Raw genomic sequence first — 18,780 nt, forward strand, 5'->3', positions numbered from 1 at the left:
GATCATCCATCGCAGCGCGCTAGCGCGAACTCAATCGGCCATCGTGGACGGTCAGAACGGAGCCTTCACGGGCATCCGATCTTCGACGTCGTCGAAGGTGACGTGTGTCGCGATGCCAGGAGGGCGATCGATGTAGATCCTGCCGGTGGGACTGGTCCATTCCAGAACTCCACCGCCGAGTTGTCGAACCTGCCACGGCGTATTGTGCTTGGTCACATGATGTCGGCGACAGAAATCGGCCAGGTTCGTGAGCGCTGTTGCGCCTCCGAGCGCATGATCGATCGTGTGATCGTCGTCGCACAGCCTCGCCACCAACCTGCACCCCGGGAATCGGCACCGCCGGTCCCTCGCTCGCAGATACCGACGCATTTCCGCGGAGGGACGATACCTGTCCACCCCGAGCACCATTCCCGACACCGGATCCGTCAAGATTCGGTCGAACCCGGCTACGTTTCCGGTCAGAATGCGCGCGGTGGCCGGATCGACGGGCCCCACACCTTCCAGATGCGCGGGCGATGCGAGCTCGTCGGCGTCGGTCAGTGTCAGCACCGGCACCGTGATGTCGACATGCGCCCGGATCTCTCCGAGCAGCCCGTCTTCAGTCTCATGGCCGGTCGGCACTCCAGTGAGTACGAGATCGGCAAGCAGATCCACGCGGAGCTGGTTCAGCGTCCGCTCATCCGCGAAGTCGTCGGCGGTCTCTTCCGGCGCCGAACCACCAGCAGCCTTCGCCGCTTTCGCATTAGCCCGCTTCACCGCGAAGGCCATCTGCGTTGCCCGGTCATGCATTCCGTGGATGATCACGCTCGGACCGTAGACCACCAGCTCTGCCATCCCGTCGTCGCACCCTTTCACCCAGGTCGCACGGCGCTCGCGTGCCTCGCGATGCCGCTCGGTGAACGAGCGCTCTCGGAATTTCTCCGCCACCTGCTTGGCAAACGGCCGCAAACGGTTGGGAGATTCTGCCTCAGCACGAGCGACGACAATCGCTTCGAATCGGGCCCTCTTCTCCGCATCCTCGATCTGCTCTCCGGCATCCATAATCACCCGCACATGCGCCTGCGAAATCCGGCCGGCGCCGAATGACGCCGCTGTCGCGGGGAACAGTTCCACAAGGCGAGCTGCCGCACCCATGTGGGCCTCGATCGTCCGATCACTCACCCGTAGCGCCGCGCCGAGCTCGGTCGCCACTGCCCGCTGTGCCATCTCACGCGAATCGACCGAATCGAACGGCTCATCATCTGCGATTCGCGACGCCGTCGCCAAGAGCGCTGATTTCACTGCCATAAGCTGATTGATGGTCTGATCCACCGTCGTCACCGTCGACACGACATCATCCAGCAGCACGTTCAGCGCTGGGTTCGTCATCGTCGAGTTGGTCATGGTTCCATTGAACACCGGGCCACAGACATTCGAACATTTCTCCAGGCCCGGGCGTCAGAGCTGCTGCAATCGACGCGGCGGACCTTCGATACGGGCGATCGCAACCTTGACGTCGACGAGTTCGTTCTCGACGCGCTCCAGGCGAGAGTCGATCTTCTTGGAAACGTGGGCGAGCATCCCGCCCACACCACCGATGACTGTCAGCGCAAAAGCGAACAGCGCGACAATCATTCCAACCACGTCAGGGAACACGAACACCCTCCCATTCTGCGCCCGTCGGTCGCATAAGTCACCGTTGTCAGCCCCACCCGCGATGATGGAGAGATGAGCGATGTGCTCGACCGTTTCACCCCGGCGACTCAAGACTGGTTCCGGGGTGCGTTCGCTGCGCCGACGAACGCTCAGGTTGGCGCCTGGGAGGCGATTTCGGCAGGCAAGCACGCGCTCGTCGTCGCGCCGACCGGATCAGGCAAGACCCTGTCGGCGTTCCTCTGGGCCATCGACAGCGTGTTTCGGGAGAAAGCGGATGCCAGCGGCCTCGCCGAGCCTGGCCCTGCCAAGCCCGGCGCTGCGCGCACACGCATCCTCTATATCTCACCCCTGAAGGCGCTCGGCGTCGACGTCGAACGCAACCTTCGTTCGCCGCTCGTCGGTATCGGGCAGTCCGCCCGCCGACTCGGAATCGCGGCACCGACCGTGACCGTCGGCGTGCGCTCGGGAGACACCACATCCAGCGACCGACGCAAACTCGTCACGAACCCGCCCGATATTCTCATCACGACGCCGGAATCGCTCTATCTGATGCTCACCAGCCGCGCCGGCGAGACGCTGCGCGACGTGCACACCGTGATCATCGACGAGGTGCACGCCGTCGCCGCCACCAAACGCGGTGCGCACCTCGCGGTGAGCCTCGAGAGGCTCGACGCCCTGCGTCGCGCGGCACGACCGGATGCCGCGCCCGCGCAGCGCATCGGGCTGTCAGCGACCGTACGGCCTATAGACGAAGTTGCCCGTTTCCTCGGCGGCTCGGCCCCGGTCGAGATCGTCGCACCGCGCGCGTCGAAGACATTCGAATTCAGCGTGGTCGTACCGATGGACGACATGTCCAACCCGCCGCCTCCACCGGGTGCTGCATCCACGAACGATGACCCGGCCGAATACACCGAGGTGACCGGATCCGTCTGGCCACACGTCGAAGAGGCGATCGTCGACCGCGTCCTCGAGAACAACTCCACGATCGTGTTCGCGAACTCGCGGCGTCTTGCCGAACGACTCACCGGCAGGCTCAATGAGATCTACTCGGAGCGCATCGGCGCCCCGCTCCCGGCGTCAACAGCCCCACCCGCTCAGATGATGGCGCAGGCTGGTGCGACCGTCGGCGCAGATCCGGTGCTCGCGAAGGCGCACCACGGCTCGGTCTCAAAGGAACAGCGCGCGCTCGTCGAAGAAGAGCTGAAATCCGGCATCCTGCGCTGCGTCGTCGCGACCAGCAGTCTCGAACTCGGCATCGATATGGGAGCGGTCGACCTCGTCATCCAGGTCGAGGCGCCGCCGTCCGCGGCATCCGGCCTTCAGCGCGTCGGCCGGGCAGGGCACCAGGTCGGCGAAATCAGTCGCGCGGCACTCTTCCCGAAGCATCGCGGAGATGTGCTGCACACCGCGATCGTGACCGAGCGGATGCTGGCAGGCAAGATCGAGGCAATCGCCGTGCCGCGCAACCCGCTCGATATCCTCGCGCAGCAGACCGTCGCGGCCTGCGCGCTCGCGCCGATCAGTGTCGAGGAATGGTTCGAGACCGTCAGGCGATCGGCGCCTTTCCAGGCACTGCCCCGCTCAGCATATGAAGCCACTCTCGATCTCTTGGCCGGACGATTCCCCTCCGACGAGTTCGCCGAACTGCGCCCACGCCTCGTCTGGGATCGGGATGCCGGAACGCTGACCGGCAGACCAGGTGCTCAACGCATCGCCGTCACAAGTGGCGGCACGATCCCCGACCGCGGACTGTTCGCCGTCTTCGTCGCCGGCGAGGGCGCAGGAAGGCGCGTCGGCGAGCTCGATGAGGAGATGGTCTACGAGTCACGCGTCGGCGACGTCTTCACGCTCGGCACAACGAGTTGGCGCATCGCCGAGATCACACACGACCGCGTCAACGTGCTCCCCGCGTACGGGCAGCCCGGAAAAGTGCCGTTCTGGCACGGTGACGGCATCGGCCGACCCTACGAACTCGGTGAGGCGCTCGGTGCGTTCTCTCGAGAGGTGGCTGCCGCCACTCCGGAGAAGGCCGCGCAGCGCCTGATCGAGGCCGGGCTCGACGCACAGGCTCGCATGAACCTGCTCGCGCATCTGCACGAGCAGAGAGAAGCCACTGGCACCCTCCCCACCGACCGCGCCCTCACCGTCGAGCGTGGTCGAGACGAGGTCGGCGACTGGCGAGTCATCTTGCATTCCCCATACGGCATGAAGGTGCACGCGCCCTGGGCGCTGGCGGTCAACGCGCGCGTTCGTGAGCGCCTCGGCGTCGAAGGCTCGGCGGTGGCCAGCGACGACGGCATCATCGTTCGGATTCCGGATGCTGACGCCGAACCACCCGGAGCGGAGCTGTTCGTCTTCGACGCTGACGAGATCGAACATCTCGTCACGGAGGAGGTCGGTGGGTCGGCATTGTTCGCCTCCCGCTTCCGCGAGTGCGCAGCACGCGCACTGCTGATGCCGCGAATGAATCCGAACAAGCGCACACCGCTCTGGCAGCAGCGGCAGCGCTCGGCGCAGCTGCTGGAAGTGGCGCGCAGGCACCCGACCTTCCCCGTGATCCTCGAGACGCTGCGCGAAGTGCTGCAGGATGTGTACGACCTCCCGTCGCTGCGCCGCCTCACCACCGCCATCGCCGAGCGCAAAGTCAGACTCGTCGAGACGGAACCAGCGCAGCCCTCGCCGTACGCGCGCGATCTGCTCTTCGGATACGTCGGCGCCTTCATGTACGAGGGCGACTCGCCGCTCGCCGAACGCCGGGCCGCGGCACTGTCGGTGGATCCGGCACTGCTCGGCGAGCTGCTGGGCACCGTGGAGCTGCGCGAACTGCTCGATCCCGACGTGCTGGCGCAGTTCGAGCGTGAAGCCCAGCGTCTCGACGCCGAGCGCCGCGTGCGCGGTCTCGAAGGCGTCGCCGATCTGCTCCGGATGCTGGGGCCGATGGATGCGGACGAAGTCGCCGCGCGGCTGGATGATTCGCGTCCCGACCCCCAGACGGACACGCCCGCTCACGGCGAGCCGACTGGGCAACTCGCCGTCGCGAACGCTGAGCGTCCGGGATTCGGGACCGCCGCCGCCCACCTGGACGCACTGATCTCCGCACGCCGGGCGATTCCGGTGACGATCGCCGGCGTCGCACGTGTCGCGGCGATCGAAGACGCCGGCCGCCTGCGCGATGCTCTCGGAGTCGCGCTGCCCACCGGCATTCCGGTTGCGTTCCTGGAGCCCTTCGCCGATCCGCTCGGCGACCTGGCCGCTCGCCATGCCCGCACGCACGGCCCGTTCACGACGGATGCTGTCGCCACCCGTTTCGGGATCGGCGCTGCCGTCGCGCGCCATACTCTGCAGCGGTTGGAGCACGCGGGCCGCGTGACGAGCGGGTTCTTCCTGCCGGAAGCATCCGGAAACGGGTCAGAGAACGAGTGGTGCGACACCGAGGTTCTGCGCCGTCTGCGGATGCGGTCGCTCGCCGCGATCCGCGGCAGCGTCGAGCCCGTCGCCCCCGAGGCGTACGCCCGGTTCCTCCCGGACTGGCAGCACCTGACGCGTCCGCTGGAGGGCGTGGACGGCGTGCTCGCAGTGATCGAGCAGTTCGCTGGCGTGCCGATCCCGGCGAGTGCCTGGGAATCGCTGGTGCTGCCCTCTCGTGTACGCGACTACTCGCCCGCGCTGTTGGACGAACTCACCGCAAGCGGTGAGGTGGTGTGGGCGGGTCAAGGGACACTGCCCGGCCGCGACGGATGGGTGTCACTGCATCCGGTGGATCTGGCGCCGTTCACTCTGCCAGAGCCGAGCATTCTCGGTGATGCGATCGCCGCCGACTCACTCGAGGGACGTCTGTTGGAGGCGCTCAGCACAGGTGGAGCCTCGTTCGCCGCTCACCTGCGCGAGCGTGTGGGTGCCGAGAACGAACAGTCCGTACTCGACGCCCTGTGGACGCTCACCTGGTCTGGGCGCGTCACGAACGACACGTTCTCACCGGTGCGCCAGCTGCTCGCCGGAGGATCGCAGGCGCACAAGTCCGTGCGGCGGGCGCCGCGCACCCGCACCTTCCGTGGTGTGTCATTCACCGGGCAGACGCCACCTCGTCCGACGATCACCGGCGGGCGGTGGTCGGTCTTGCCGCAGACAGGCTCAGCGAGCGACCCTGCTGAGGCCGCACGCCGGGCAACCGTCACGGCAGGTCTGCTGCTCGATCGCTATGGCGTCGTCACACGTGGCGCCGTGCAGGCAGAGGGCGTACCGGGCGGCTTCGCTCAGGCGTACCGGATCCTCGCCGGTTTCGAGCAGGCGGGCCACTGCCGTCGTGGTTACGTGATCGAGAAGCTGGGCGCTGCGCAGTTCGCGGCATCCGCCACTGTCGATCGCCTTCGCACCTTCGCGAACCTTGCCGATCCTGCACCGCTGCGTGCCATCACGCTCGCCGCGACCGACCCCGCGAACCCCTACGGCGCCGCCCTCGGCTGGCCACGCCGCGACGGCGTCTCGCATCGTCCCGGTCGCAAAGCCGGTGGGCTCGTCGTACTCGTCGACGGCGCGCTCGTGCTCTACCTCGAACGCGGCGGCCGCACTGTTTTGGCATTCGACGACGATCCGCAGGTGCTGCGCGCTGCGGCATCCGACCTTGCGGCCACCTCCCGTGCTCGCAGGCTCGAGACGCTCACCGTGGAGAAGGTCAACGGCGAGCCGATCTACGGCACCCTCTTCGCCACCGCACTGCAGGAAGCAGGTTTCGTACCGACTCCCCGCGGCTTCACGCTGCGCAAGGTGATTTAGTGGTACCGTTTCTGGTACAAGTAGGAGGCGACATGGCCATCACCACGAGCGAAGCTCGACGCGACCTGTTCGGACTGATCGAGCGCGTCAACCTCGACCATACCGAGGTGGAGATCACTTCACGGCGGGGCTCTGCCGTGCTCATGTCGAAGGACGAATACGACTCTCTCGTAGAGACGAGCTATCTTCTACGCTCTCCGAAGAATGCCCGCCGTCTGCTCTCTGCGTTGGAATCGGCGCGCGACGGCAGCACCGAGGAGCATGACCTGCTGGGCGCATGACCACCCGCATTCTCGCGTGGACTGCCGAGGCCTGGGAGGATTACCTTCACTGGCAGACTCAGGATCGAAAGACCCTCAAGCGCATCAACATGCTGATCGCGGACATCCTCCGCGATGATCCGTTCGAAGGCATCGGCAAACCAGAGCCTCTGCGACACGCTCTCGCCGGCGCATGGTCGAGGCGTATCGAAGAGGCGAATCGCCTGGTGTACATCGCAGACGAGAATCACGTGACAGTTCTGCAAGCGAGGTACCACTATTGATCGCTGAATTCTTCGCCGGCGTCGGCACCCTGCTAAAGGGCTTCCGAATGTGGAAGACCCACACCAAACTCATGTCGCTGGGGCTCATCCCCGCCTTCATCGCGTGGGCACTGCTACTGGCCGCGCTCATTCCGCTGGGCTTCACCCTGGGACCGATCACCGACTGGATCACCCCTTTCGCTGACGGCTGGGTCTCGCCCTGGCGTGAAACACTGCGCATCGGTGTCGGCTTCGTCATCTTCATCGCCGCACTCGCTCTCGCCGGGGCCGTGTTCACCGCCTTCACTCTCACGATCGGCGACCCCTTCTATCAGCGCATTTGGCAAGGTGTCGAGCGCTCGCTCGGTGGCGACGAGCCCACCGGCAAGACCGGGATCTGGACGACCGTCGGCGAAGGCATCCGTCTGGTCGTGCTCGGCATTCTGGTGGCGCTGCTCACCCTCGTGATCGGCTTCTTCCCCCTCGTCGGCGGCGTGCTCGCATCGGTGACCGGCATTGTCCTCAGCGGCCGCCTGCTCGCCAGAGAGCTCACCAGTCGCGCCTTCGACGCCCGCGGAATCACGACCTACACTCGCTCTGAACTGCTCGGCGCCGGACGCGCCAGGGTCATCGGCTTCGGCGTCGCAACCCAACTGTGCTTCCTGGTCCCGCTCGGCGCGATCGTGGCGATGCCGGCGGCCGTCGCAGGATCGACCATCCTCGCGCGTGCACTCACCGAGAGGGCCGCGGCAGAAGCAACAGCGCCGCCTCCGACCGCCCATGCCTGAGCCAACCAGCCATGCCTGAGCCGACCGCCCATGCCTGAGGGGGACACCGTCTACCGCACCGCGCGGCGCCTGGATGACGCGCTCGCGGGGCAAGAGGTCACGCGCTTCGATCTGCGCGTCTCCGGCTTCGCGACGGCCGATCTGACCGGCGCCATCATCCGCGGATGCGCTCCCTACGGCAAGCATCTGCTGCTGCGCATCGGCGATCACACTCTTCATTCTCATCTGCGCATGGACGGCGCCTGGCACCTCTACCGTCCTGGCGAGAAGTGGCGGCATCCGGCGTTCACCGTCCGTGCGATCGTCGGCACCACCGAACGCGACGCCGTCGGCGTCGACATCGCCGAGATCGAACTCCTCCTCACCAGCGACGAGGGTCGACTGGTCGACCATCTCGGTCCGGATCCGCTCTCCGATGAGTGGGATGCCGAGGAAGCAGCACGTCGCGTGCACGCCGATGCACGCAGCATCCATGTCGCCCTCCTCGACCAGCGCAATGTCGCAGGCTTTGGCAATGTGTACGCCGCCGAACTCCTCTACCTCCGCGGAATCCTGCCGACGACGCCCGCAGCCGAAATCGATGCCGCAGCAATCGTCGATCTGGGCGCGCGCACGATCCGCGCCAACCGCGACCGGCCGGAACGCACATTCACCGGCATCAATCGCCCGGGTCAGAACACCTGGGTGTACGGGCGTGCGAACCGTCCCTGCCGCCGCTGCAGCACACCGATCAGACGCGGCGCACAGGGCGCAGATCCGACTAAGGAACGCGTCACCTTCTGGTGTCCGAACTGTCAGCGGTAATCAACATCCCCGTTCGGGAATGAAACGGTCCTTCTCGTGGTTGTTCATATATCCGGAGGAGTCCGGGCACGGGAGGAATCTTGGGTAAGAACTACATCGACATCGAAGACGAACAGGGCACGACGTTGCGTTACCGCAAACACGTCAACGGCCGTGGACTTGTCGCGCACGGCGCGAAGGTGCATCCGAAGGCTGTCGTCGAAACCGGCGCTTACGTCGAGCCGGGAGCGCGCATCGGCGCGGGAGCCATCCTCGCACGCGGGGCGTGGATCGAACCGGATGCCACGATCGGCGAGAACGCCTACATCGACGCGCACGCCCACATCGGACAGGGCGCAGCAGTCGGCGACGGCGCGCACATCGGCGTCCGCACCGAGATCGGCGCTGGAGCACGCATTGCCCGCGGCGCACGCATCGGAGACGACGAAACCGTCGCGGCCGGACTCCGCATCACCACCGACCGCAAGGGCCTCTGGCTAGCCGCCTGATCCGCCTCCGCCCCACCAACTCGAACACCAACCAACAACACCACGCCGAGACGACAGCGATTCACATGCGTCTCGGCGTGGTGTTGTTGTTTCGGGCTACTTGAGCGCGCGCCGGATCAGAATCGACGCGCTCTCGACAACAACAACCATTCCGATGATGACGAGTACGTACGCGAGCACCTCGTCGAAATGACGCCCCTGCAGAGCGTTCATCAGAAGGAAACCGATACCACCGGCTCCAACGATGCCGAGGAGCGTCGCCGAGCGGATGTTCTGCTCGAGCAGGTACATCAGGTGACTGACCAGCGCAGGCACAGACATCGGAACAGTGGATGCGAAGAACACCTGAGCGCGCGTGCCTCCGGCGGCCGCAAGCGCGCGCTCCGGACCGTTTGGCACTTCCTCCATCGAATCGCCGATCAACTTCGCGAGCAATCCGATACCGCCGATGCCGAGCGCCAGCGCACCCGCCTGCGGGCCGATGCCGGCCGCGATGATGAACAGGATCGCGACGACGAGGTCGGGGATCGCGCGAATGAAGAGCGTGATGCCGCGGAACGTGTTGCGCACCCAACTGTTCGGTGCGACGTTGCGCGCAGACAGCGGGCCGACGACAGCCGAGATGATTGTCGCCATCAGAGTCGCTGCGAACGCGATCTGAATCGTCGTTATGACGGCGGCGAGCACATCCGCCCAGCTCTTGCTACCGAAGTGCGGTGGCCAGATGGCGCGATCGCGCTCCGGGTTCACAATCTCATCCCATGCGGGGGTGAACATCTTCGACACGTCGGGCGCCGCATAGAGGAAAGCCCCGACGACGGCCAAGATGCCGATCCACACCCACATCGTGTTGCCGACCCGCTCACGGTTCCAGGGCCGGTGCATCGCCGCTTCGATCCGCGCGTTGCGGTCCTGCGTCTTGGCCTGGATCGCCGTCGCCGAGCGGACGTCCCCTGAGCTCTTCCGAGAGACGGCGCGGGCTACCGTGTCGCCGATACCCTTACCCGTCGGACGAACGCCCAACAGGCGCGTGCGCAGCAGCGACGAGACAATCTCGAAGACCACACACAGCGCAATGATGATGACCACGATGGGGATGACGCGGCGCATGCCGGCTGGCCCACCGTGCAGGGCGCCATCCAACTCGTAGCCGATGCCGATGACACCCACGACGCCGAGGATCACGGTTCCACGCAGGTTGATATCAGCGCGGTGCAGTGTCACCGCGACCCAGGCTGGCAGCACCTGCGGCACGACTCCCGACCAGAACTCCTGCGACTTCGATCCTCCGGCAGAGCGGATTGCGAGCCGCGGACCCTCGTCGACCTGCTCGATCGCGTCGGCGAACATCTTCGAGATCATGCCGACAGAGTGCAGTCCGATCGCGATGATCGCCGGGAGCGTCCCCGAGTTGAACCAGAGAAACGCGAAGATGACGACGAACACGACGTCTGGAATCGCGCGCGCGACGACACCGATGCCGCGGCACAGCGCCAGCACCGCGGTGTGTGGCGTGGTGTTCCGCGCCGCACCGTATGCGACCGGGATCGAAAGCACCGCGGCGAGCGCGGTACCAGCGACGACCAGAGCGAGAGTGATGACGATCGTGAGGAACATCTGCCAGATCGGCTCGAATCCGACCCAAGTGGTCGTGAAGACGGCCGTCCCGTCCGCCTGGCGCTCACCGACAACGTCCCAGCCCGGCCACTGCATGGGTGTGGCCATCCCCAGGAACCGGCTGATGTTCTTGCCGGTGGTCTCCATGCTCTTGATGCTGTAGTCGAGCCCGATGAAAGACCAGACGCCGAGGCCGAGGATCACGATGATCGTTCCATAGGAGACGATCGTCGACAGCCGCGGAGCGGGGTGCGGCACCCGCGCGATGCGCTCGGCAAGCGGCTCGGCGACGGGCTTGGAGGGGGCGACGATGGTCATGCAGGTTCCTCATTCGCGAAATCCTCGACAAGGCGCTCGCGAGCTGCTGCTCGTTTGCGGACCTGCTCGCGCGCTTCGGCGAGCTCATTGTCGAGCGCATTCATCTCGCTCGTCGTGGTGGCGACGCGGCCGTAGATCTCCATGACCTCTTCGCGTGTCAGGTCATCGGTGTGAGTGTCGAGCACGACCGTGCCGCCGCGCAGCCCGATGATGCGGTCGCCCCAGCTCAGCGCGAGATCGACCTGGTGAAGCGAGCAGATGACGGTCAGCGAGCGTTCGGCGGCGATCTCGCGGATGAGCGCCATGACCTGGCTGCTCGACTCCGGATCGAGCGAGGCAACAGGCTCGTCGGCAAGCAGAATCTCGGGGTCCTGCATCAGCGCGCGAGCGATCGCGACGCGCTGCTGCTGACCACCGGAAAGAGTGTCGGCACGCTGGTAGGCGAGGTCGAGGAGACCCACCCGCTCAAGATGACCCAGCGCCTTCTCGCGCATCGCGCGCGGATACGTCAGGATGCCCACGCGCGGGCCACGCAATGAGGAGAGCCCACCGGTGAGCACGTTCTCCAACACGCTCAGCGCGCCGACGAGTTCGAACTGCTGGAAGATGAAGCCGATCCGGCCGCGCAGTGCGCGAAGGGCAGGCCCACGCAGCTGGGGAACCGCCTCCCCGAGGGACACGACCGAACCCTCGGTGGGGTTCTCCAGCCCGTTCACATGACGCAGAAGCGTCGACTTTCCCGAGCCGGAGAGCCCGAGCAGGACCACGATTTCGCCCGGATTGACGGCCAGCGACACCCCCGAAAGTGCCGGTTGTGCGGCCCCGGGGTATGTCTTTCCCAGATCCGCGATCTGGACGGCGGGGGTGTCGCTGGTCGTCATTTCAATACTCCTGAATTATCCGTGCGTGAGGGGGACGAGGGTCAGACCTGGCAGGCCTCAACCTCAGCGGAGATCTCGTCGCACAGCGTGCGGATGAGGTCGTAGTACGCGTCATCGACGGCACCGAAGCCGAACCAGCCGTCGGTGAGGAACTCGTTGAGCTCCACGCCCGCGTCGGTCAGGTCAGACTGCGTGCTGTCCGCGAGTGCCTCGAAGAGCTGGTCCTTGACTTCCTGCGGGAGGGCGGCCTGGAGAACGATCGGAGCAGCCGGGACGAGTACCCGCTCGACCTCTTCGAGCTCACCCGACTCGATCAGCGGGTCAGCGTCGATGTCCTGAGCGAAGCCGACCTGGCAGTCCACACCCTCAGCAACCTTCTTGGCGTTGAGGTCGTGCTCCTCGCCGAAGAAACGGTCGCTCTCGGCGACGGTGACGCCCGCATCCAGCAGGCCGCCCATGGGCACGGCGAATCCAGAGGTCGAGGTGGGGTTGACGAAGCAGACCGGCTGGTCAGCGAAGTCCGCGAGCGACGTTACGTCGGAGGCCGGGTTCTTCACAGCGACCGAGTAGTAGCCGGGCTCTGCACCCTCCTGGGTGATCTGTGCGCCGATGGGCTCGATCTCCGCGCCCGCGTTCTGCGACTGGTAGTACGTGAACGCCGAGATCTGCGCGATGTCGATCTGGTCGGCAGCAAGGCCCTGCACGACGGCGGTGTAGTCGGTCGCCTGGAAGAGCTCGACCTCCTTGCCGGTGATCGCGGAGATCCAATCGGCGATCGGCTGAGCGTCCTGGTCTGCGCCCTCGTGGTCGGGGAGGACGGCGAAGATGAGCTTGTCGGCGCTGCCCGAGGCGAACGTGCCTTCTGCGGTCGCTGTGTCATCGCTACCGGCGTCTCCACCGGTTGCGGAACCGGCAGGGTCTGCGGCGCAGGCGGCGAGCCCGAAGGCGAGGGTGAGACCGGCGGCGATCGCGAGACCGCGCTTCACTGGTGACTGCATGGGAGGAGCCTTTCGAAGGTGCTGGTGCAGATATCTGATCGGCGGGACAGCCGACGATGAGAGCTAAGGCCGCCAGGGCGACGTCTGCGGGGCGAACGCCTGACGCCCCTGTGAACGAAAAGTGAATTCCCGTAGCGCGAGTACCCTGAAGCCATGGCACATTCCGGCAACTCCCGACACCGCGCATCGATGGGTGGCCCTGCCCGATCGAAGAGGCGGGCGGCGGCGAAGCCCGCCCAGGCGCCGAAGAAGCGTGCCCCCGAACCAAAACCCGCCCCGGCACCGGAACTCGAGCCGCGCACGTTCCGCCTCGGAGCCGTCCCCGGGGCGACACCAGGCAAGTGGATCGACACCTGGCACCGGCGGATGCCACACGTCACGCTGGAACTCGTGCCGATTGACGCGGCGACCCAGCGCACCGCTATCGATGAGATGGATGCCGCCCTCATCCGCCTGCCTCTCATCGACGAGAGCCTGCACCTGATCCCGCTCTATGACGAGATACCGGTTGTCGTGGCATCCATCGAGTCCCATCTGCTGGTGGCCGATGAACTCGAACTGTCCGATCTGTCCGGCGAGGTACTGATCACGCCGCTCGATGACGTGCTCGGACCGCTGGATATCCCGGGCATCCAGACGCCGAAGTTTGCCGCTGTCGACACCACCGGAGAGGCAATCGCGACGGCCGCGTCCGGGGCTGGCATCGTGATCGTGCCGATGTCACTTGCCCGCATGCACCAGCGCAAGGATGCCGATTATCGCCCCCTGCGCGGCGGGCCGAGTTCGACCGTCGCGATCGCCTGGCCGCGTGATCGCACCACAGAAGACGTCGAGACCTTCGTCGGGATCGTGCGCGGACGCACCGCGAACTCCTCGCGCTGACCGGCGATAGATTATCTGCATGGCCAGCGAATCCGACCGATCCAAAGAGGCGTCCAGACGGCAGTTCTTCAAGCTCAGCGGTGCGGCTGTGATCGGTGCCGCTGCCGGTGGTGCGGCCGGCGCTGCGATCGGCGCAGCCATCGGCGGCGCAGCCGGGTACCGCTCAGGCTTCGCCGCGGGCGATGACGAGTTGGACCCACTCGAGCCTCGCTCCGCACCGGGATTCGATCACGTGGTCGTCGTGATGGGCGAGAACCGCTCGTTCGACAACCTGCTCGGTCACCTGTATACGCCGGACGATCTTCCCGCAGGGCAGAGCTTCGACGGAATCGCGTTCGGGGAATACTCGAACGTCGCCCCGGACGGCACCGTCATTGCCGCCCACGTGTACGACGGCCCGACGGATGACGTGATGGGATATCCGAACCCCGATCCGGGCGAGGAGTTCCCCCACGTCAACACCCAGCTCTTCGAGCATGTCGCCCCGGCGGAGAACGAGCATCTCTGGGTCGAGGAGATGACTTCCCCGTTCAACACCCCACCGAGCGGTGCGACTCCCACCAACGGCGGTTTCGTGCAGGACTATTTCATCAACTATCGCCGGCTCCAGAAGGGTAAGAAGCCGAGCACAGATCAGCTGCAGCACATCATGGGCGGCTTCTCTCCTCAGATGCTGCCGGTGCTCTCGACGCTGGCGAAGGAGTTCGCCGTCTTCGACAATTGGTTCGCGGCCGTGCCCTCGCAGACGTTCTGCAACCGCTCCTTCTTCCATGCGTCGACGTCGCACGGTTTCGTCACCAACAAGCACGGCGGCGGTTACGACAAATGGATCGACGCTCCCGAGGTGCCGACGATCTTCAATCGTCTTGAAGACGCAGGGCTCAGTTGGAAGATCTACTACGACGAGCTCCAACTCGTCTCGTACACGGGATTCCTGCACACATCGGCGCTGGAGAGGTTCTGGAAGACCGACCACTTCGCGACGATGGATCAGTTCTATGCGGACGCCGAGAAGGGCGAACTGCCCGCATACGCATTCATCGAACCGCGCATGACGTTCAACCACAACGATTTCCACCCGCCGTTCGGCGCGCTGCGAGAAAGCGATGTGGACGGCGTCGACGTGGTGGACAGTGCGATCTCAGATGTGCGTGCCGGTGAAGCGCTTATCCACGCCATCTACACGGCGATCAAGAACTCCCGCACACCCCAGGGATCCAACGCGGTGAACACCATGCTGCTGATCACCTTCGACGAGCATGGCGGCACCTACGACCATGCCGCGCCTCCTGCCGCACAGCCGCCTACCGGCGGCCAGGAGCCGGGCGAGATGGGTTTCGGTTTCGATCGCCTCGGATGCCGGGTTCCCGCCATCGCCGTCTCGGCGTACACGCGCAGCGGCACAATCATCAACGACGAGATGCACCACGGTGCGGTCATCAAGACGCTGAGCGAACTGCACGGTCTGAAACCGCTGACCCACCGTGATGCGGGCGCGAACGACCTGTTCTCGATCGTGAATCTCGACCAGCCCCGGCATCCGGATGACTGGCCCACGACGACGCCGCAATGGGTGCCGGCCAATCCGCAGGAGGCGCCACCGCATCCCGCACACGTCCACAAGGACAAGCCGCTCAGCCCTCCCGCCCGCGGGCTCCTCGGACTGCTGCAGGCGAAGTTCGATTCGGATGAGCCCGAGCCCGAGACGTACGCAGACGCCTATGAGCAGCTGCACAAGCACGGCGTCGGAATCATGGGGACAGAGTGATGGCCTCACTCCTCTATGTGTGCGTGCGTCCTGAGCGCGGCGCCGCCGAGGCCGAGCACGCATCATTCCAGCGTGCGCTCGGTGTTGCTGAGCTCGATCAGCTCGACCTTGTCGCGGATCCCCTCAGCGATGAAGTGCTCGGCAGACACGACGGATTCGTCATCGGAGGTTCGCCGTTCAACGTGACGGATGCCGTGAAGACACCGTTGCAGCAACGCGTCGAGAGCGATCTCGAGCGCATCGCCGCACGCTCCCTCGCCGGCGAGACTGCCGCGTTCTTCACCTGCTTCGGCATCGGCATTGTCACGCGGATGCTCGGCGGCGCGCTGACGCTCGCCCACCCCGAATCCACCAGCGCCACCGAGATCCGCACAACGGATGCCGCGTTCGCCGACCCGGTCCTCGGCCCGAGCGCTCCGCTGCTGAGCGTCTTCACCGCGCACAAGGAGAGTGCGGCGGCCGTGCCGCCAGGTGCGACGCTGCTCGCGACGAACGAGGCCTGCCCTGTGCAGGCGTATCGCGTGGGCGAGCGGCTGTATGCGACGCAGTTCCACCCCGAACCCAGCCCGCAGGACTTCGCTGACCGCATGACGTTCTATCGCAATAACGGATACTTCGACGCTGCCGAGTTTGGCGCCGTGGAAGCAGAAATCCTCGCCGCCCAGGATGTGGGCGGCGAGGATCTGCTGCGCAGATTCGCGCTGACTTTCGGGTAGCGCCAGGTAGCGCCGGCTTACGCCGCCTGGAGCACGTCCGTCTTCACAACGAGACCGTCCTGATCTACGTCCACCCGTACTACGCCGCCATCGTCGAGAGCACCGCTGACCAGCAGATCGGCGATGCGGTCATCGACCTCGCGCTGGATCAACCGGCGTAGCGGGCGTGCACCGAACTCGGGCTCGTAGCCGTGCTCACCCAGCCACGCCACCGCAGCATCCGTCACGTCCAGGCGCATGTCGCGCGCGGCGAGACGAGCCGAGGTCGCCCCCAGCAGCAGATGCACGATGGGAGCCAGCTCATCTTGAGTCAGCTTCTGGAACAGCACAATCTCGTCGATGCGGTTGAGGAACTCGGGCCGCATCGCCTCGCGAAGCTTGCCCATGACGCGATCGCGCAGGTCCTTCATCGACGCGAAGCCGTTGGCTGCGGCATCCTGCGAAGAGACGAAACCGAGCGCACCGGAGCGCGACGCGAGGAATTCCGACCCGATGTTCGAGGTCATCACGATCACCGTGTTGCGGAAGTCGACCGTGCGACCCTGTCCATCGGTCAGACGCCCGTCGTCGAGCACCTGCAGCAGCAGGTTGAACACGTCCGGGTGCGCCTTCTCGATCTCGTCGAACAGCACGATCGAATACGGGTTGCGCCGTACGCGCTCGGTGAGCTGACCAGCTTCGTCGTAGCCGACGTATCCGGGAGGAGCACCGACGAGCCGCGACACAGTGTGCCGCTCGCCGAACTCGCTCATGTCGAAGCGGATCACCGCAGACTCATCGTCGAACAGCCGATCGGCGAGAGCCTTCGCCAGTTCGGTCTTGCCGACGCCGGTCGGACCGAGGAATAGGAACGATCCGACCGGACGCTGCGCGTCGCCCATGCCAGTACGGCTGCGCCGAACGGCGCGCGCGACAGCCGCGACCGCGTCATCCTGTCCGATGACCCGCGCGTGCAGTTCGCTCTCCAGGTCGGCGAGACGCTCCCGCTCGCCCTCCGTGAGGCGGCTGACCGGAATCCCGGTCGCCCGCGCGATCACCTCGGCGATCTCGCGTTCGTCGACGATCGCCTCAGCAACAGCCGATGCTCCTGCGGCGGCCGCGTCGATCTGGGACTGGGTCACGGAGATTTCATCGCGCAGTTGCGATGCTTCCTCGTAGCGCTCGGCGGTCACTGCCTCGTTCTTGCGCACGTCGAGGTCCGCGAGCTGCGTCACGAGCGCTGAGGTGTCGATCGGGAGCCCCAGCTTCAGGCGCAGCCGAGCGCCGGCCTGATCGATCAGGTCGATCGCCTTGTCCGGCAGAACCCGGTCTGGCAGGTAGCGGGCGCTCATGACAACGGCGGCGCGCAGCGCGGCGTCCGTGTAGGTGACCCGGTGGTGGCTTTGGTAGGCATCCTTCAGCCCATCGAGAATGCGTACGGCGTCTTCGATACCAGGCTCGTCCACCTTCACTGGCTGGAAGCGACGCTCCAGCGCCGGGTCCTTCTCGATCTGGCGATACTCCTTGAGCGTCGTCGCGCCGATCATGTGCAGGTCTCCGCGGGCGAGACGCGGCTTGAGGATGTTGCCCGCGTCCATGCCGCCCTCACCGGATCCACCGGCTCCGACAACGGTATGCACCTCGTCGATGAACACGATCACCGTGTCCTTGTGCGCGGCGATCTCATCCATGGTCTTGGTCAGACGCTCTTCGAAATCGCCTCGGTAGCGGGTGCCTGCGAGCATTCCCGGTAGGTCGAGTGTGATCACCCGACGCCCCTCGAGCTGTGCGGGAACCGTGCCGTCGACGATCGCCTGCGCGATTCCGTCGACGATCGCCGTTTTCCCGACGCCGGCCTCGCCGATCAGCACCGGGTTGTTCTTCGTGCGGCGGCTGAGAATTTCGATGGTCTGCTCGATCTCTTCACCCCGGCCGATCACCGGGTCGAGCGCGCCGGCGCGGGCGCGCGCGGTCAGGTCGATCCCGTATTTGTCGAGCATGGGCGAGGCGGATGCTTGGGTTCCCGCATCCGCTGCGTCGCCGCCGACCGGTGCGGTCACGTGCTCACGCGCGCCCTCGGTAAGGGCATCCGCCGTCACGCCGATCTGCGCGAGGACCTGACCTGCGGGCACGTCCTGACCCAGCACGAGCGCGAAGAACAGGTGCACGGGTTCGATGTACGTCGCCCCCGAGGAGCGGGCCACCTGATACGCGTGAAAGAGCGCCCGAGAAGCGCTCGGGGTGACCGTCGCGGCATCGGCTCCCGCCGGTTCAGCAGGCATCGGCAACCGAGTCTCGACGGCGTCGACGATCTGCTGCGGGGTCACGCCGATGCCCTCGATCGCCTGCGCGACAGCCGCGTCCTCGACGATCTTCCGCAGAACATGCAGCGCGTCGAGTTCGGTCTGTCCACGCTCCAGCGCGAAACGGCCCGCGCGCTGCAAAATCTGCTGCGTGCGCGCGGTGAGGAATCGACTGAGGTCGATCGACCGCGTCTGACGGGCTCGATCGCCCGCGAGATAACGCGCGAGGAACTCATCGAACGAGTTCGCGCCATTGTCGTTGAAGGCAGAGTCGCTGAAGTCGTTGGGCATTGCATCCTCCTGAAAG

15 protein-coding genes are annotated in these 18,780 nt (G+C 65.8%); 9 read left to right on the top strand and 6 right to left on the bottom strand.

The genetic code is table 11. From position 1 onward, the window contains the following. Positions 1 to 51 precede the first annotated feature (51 nt). Positions 52 to 1,383: a DUF222 domain-containing protein gene (locus ACSU1G_RS30970; RefSeq protein ID WP_439284903.1), complete on the bottom strand. Its 1,332-nt coding sequence runs from the start codon at positions 1,381 to 1,383 to the stop codon at positions 52 to 54. 54 nt (positions 1,384 to 1,437) lie between these two features. After that, positions 1,438 to 1,641, bottom strand: a complete 204-nt coding sequence (locus tag ACSU1G_RS30975; RefSeq protein WP_439284904.1) for a hypothetical protein — start codon at positions 1,639 to 1,641, stop codon at positions 1,438 to 1,440. A 66-nt stretch (positions 1,642 to 1,707) separates the two neighbouring features. Between ACSU1G_RS30975 and ACSU1G_RS30980 the strand changes: the two genes are divergently transcribed. From ACSU1G_RS30980 to ACSU1G_RS31005, 6 genes are all read left to right on the top strand, one after another. Further along, positions 1,708 to 6,408 (top strand): Lhr family ATP-dependent helicase, encoded by a 4,701-nt coding sequence (locus ACSU1G_RS30980; protein ID WP_439284906.1) that lies wholly within the window; start codon positions 1,708 to 1,710, stop codon positions 6,406 to 6,408. Positions 6,409 to 6,440: 32 nt separating this feature from the next. Then, a complete protein-coding gene (locus ACSU1G_RS30985; protein ID WP_439284908.1) occupies positions 6,441 to 6,689 on the top strand; it encodes a type II toxin-antitoxin system Phd/YefM family antitoxin in 249 nt (82 codons plus the stop codon). Further along, positions 6,686 to 6,952, top strand: coding sequence for a Txe/YoeB family addiction module toxin (locus ACSU1G_RS30990; protein WP_439284909.1), 267 nt, complete (start codon positions 6,686 to 6,688; stop codon positions 6,950 to 6,952). The genes ACSU1G_RS30985 and ACSU1G_RS30990 overlap by 4 nt, the downstream gene beginning before the upstream one ends. After that, positions 6,949 to 7,719, top strand: coding sequence for an EI24 domain-containing protein (locus tag ACSU1G_RS30995; RefSeq protein ID WP_439284911.1), 771 nt, complete (start codon positions 6,949 to 6,951; stop codon positions 7,717 to 7,719). The genes ACSU1G_RS30990 and ACSU1G_RS30995 overlap by 4 nt, the downstream gene beginning before the upstream one ends. Before the next feature lie 30 nt (positions 7,720 to 7,749). Further along, positions 7,750 to 8,523 (top strand): DNA-formamidopyrimidine glycosylase family protein, encoded by a 774-nt coding sequence (locus tag ACSU1G_RS31000; RefSeq protein WP_439284913.1) that lies wholly within the window; start codon positions 7,750 to 7,752, stop codon positions 8,521 to 8,523. An 80-nt stretch (positions 8,524 to 8,603) separates the two neighbouring features. Next, positions 8,604 to 9,011 (top strand): DapH/DapD/GlmU-related protein, encoded by a 408-nt coding sequence (locus ACSU1G_RS31005; protein ID WP_439284915.1) that lies wholly within the window; start codon positions 8,604 to 8,606, stop codon positions 9,009 to 9,011. A gap of 96 nt (positions 9,012 to 9,107) precedes the next feature. Here ACSU1G_RS31005 and ACSU1G_RS31010 read toward each other — a convergent pair whose 3' ends face one another. Genes ACSU1G_RS31010 through phnD form a run of 3 tightly spaced genes read right to left on the bottom strand, consistent with a single transcriptional unit; the run spans position 9,108 to position 12,825 of the window. Then, positions 9,108 to 10,946, bottom strand: coding sequence for a PhnE/PtxC family ABC transporter permease (locus ACSU1G_RS31010; protein ID WP_439284917.1), 1,839 nt, complete (start codon positions 10,944 to 10,946; stop codon positions 9,108 to 9,110). After that, the gene (gene phnC / locus ACSU1G_RS31015; RefSeq protein WP_439284918.1) at positions 10,943 to 11,827 is read right to left on the bottom strand and encodes a phosphonate ABC transporter ATP-binding protein; all 885 of its coding nucleotides are present in this window, start codon (positions 11,825 to 11,827) and stop codon (positions 10,943 to 10,945) included. Before phnC ends, ACSU1G_RS31010 begins: the two co-directional genes overlap by 4 nt. Positions 11,828 to 11,868: 41 nt before the next feature. Further along, positions 11,869 to 12,825, bottom strand: a complete 957-nt coding sequence (gene phnD / locus ACSU1G_RS31020) for a phosphate/phosphite/phosphonate ABC transporter substrate-binding protein (RefSeq protein WP_439284920.1) — start codon at positions 12,823 to 12,825, stop codon at positions 11,869 to 11,871. Between the two features lie 153 nt (positions 12,826 to 12,978). On the opposite strand from phnD, the gene ACSU1G_RS31025 reads away from it, so the two are divergent. The 3 genes from ACSU1G_RS31025 to ACSU1G_RS31035 are packed head-to-tail and all read left to right on the top strand — an operon-like array spanning position 12,979 to position 16,191. Next, entirely contained in the window at positions 12,979 to 13,707 is a 729-nt protein-coding gene (locus ACSU1G_RS31025; RefSeq protein ID WP_439284922.1) for a LysR substrate-binding domain-containing protein, read from the top strand. 19 nt (positions 13,708 to 13,726) lie between these two features. Beyond that, entirely contained in the window at positions 13,727 to 15,475 is a 1,749-nt protein-coding gene (locus ACSU1G_RS31030; protein WP_439284924.1) for an alkaline phosphatase family protein, read from the top strand. Next, positions 15,475 to 16,191: a glutamine amidotransferase-related protein gene (locus ACSU1G_RS31035; protein ID WP_439284926.1), complete on the top strand. Its 717-nt coding sequence runs from the start codon at positions 15,475 to 15,477 to the stop codon at positions 16,189 to 16,191. The genes ACSU1G_RS31030 and ACSU1G_RS31035 overlap by 1 nt, the downstream gene beginning before the upstream one ends. A gap of 17 nt (positions 16,192 to 16,208) precedes the next feature. On the opposite strand, the gene ACSU1G_RS31040 is transcribed toward ACSU1G_RS31035, so the two are convergent. Further along, positions 16,209 to 18,764 carry an ATP-dependent Clp protease ATP-binding subunit gene (locus ACSU1G_RS31040; RefSeq protein ID WP_439284928.1) on the bottom strand — a complete coding sequence of 852 codons (2,556 nt, stop codon included), beginning with the start codon at positions 18,762 to 18,764 and terminating at the stop codon, positions 16,209 to 16,211. Positions 18,765 to 18,780 lie beyond the last annotated feature (16 nt).

The organism is Microbacterium sp. A93, assembly GCF_051842835.1.

Excerpts from the sequence above, each read along its gene's own strand:
- ACSU1G_RS30970 (WP_439284903.1), bottom strand. The coding sequence starts at position 1,383 with ATGACCAACTCGACGATGACGAACCCAGCGCTGAACGTGCTGCTGGAT.
- ACSU1G_RS30980 (WP_439284906.1), top strand. The coding sequence starts at position 1,708 with ATGAGCGATGTGCTCGACCGTTTCACCCCGGCGACTCAAGACTGGTTC.
- ACSU1G_RS30985 (WP_439284908.1), top strand. The coding sequence starts at position 6,441 with ATGGCCATCACCACGAGCGAAGCTCGACGCGACCTGTTCGGACTGATC.
- ACSU1G_RS30990 (WP_439284909.1), top strand. The coding sequence starts at position 6,686 with ATGACCACCCGCATTCTCGCGTGGACTGCCGAGGCCTGGGAGGATTAC.
- ACSU1G_RS31000 (WP_439284913.1), top strand. The coding sequence starts at position 7,750 with ATGCCTGAGGGGGACACCGTCTACCGCACCGCGCGGCGCCTGGATGAC.
- ACSU1G_RS31010 (WP_439284917.1), bottom strand. The coding sequence starts at position 10,946 with ATGACCATCGTCGCCCCCTCCAAGCCCGTCGCCGAGCCGCTTGCCGAG.
- phnC (WP_439284918.1), bottom strand. The coding sequence starts at position 11,827 with ATGACGACCAGCGACACCCCCGCCGTCCAGATCGCGGATCTGGGAAAG.
- phnD (WP_439284920.1), bottom strand. The coding sequence starts at position 12,825 with ATGCAGTCACCAGTGAAGCGCGGTCTCGCGATCGCCGCCGGTCTCACC.
- ACSU1G_RS31025 (WP_439284922.1), top strand. The coding sequence starts at position 12,979 with ATGGCACATTCCGGCAACTCCCGACACCGCGCATCGATGGGTGGCCCT.
- ACSU1G_RS31030 (WP_439284924.1), top strand. The coding sequence starts at position 13,727 with ATGGCCAGCGAATCCGACCGATCCAAAGAGGCGTCCAGACGGCAGTTC.
- ACSU1G_RS31035 (WP_439284926.1), top strand. The coding sequence starts at position 15,475 with ATGGCCTCACTCCTCTATGTGTGCGTGCGTCCTGAGCGCGGCGCCGCC.
- ACSU1G_RS31040 (WP_439284928.1), bottom strand. The coding sequence starts at position 18,764 with ATGCCCAACGACTTCAGCGACTCTGCCTTCAACGACAATGGCGCGAAC.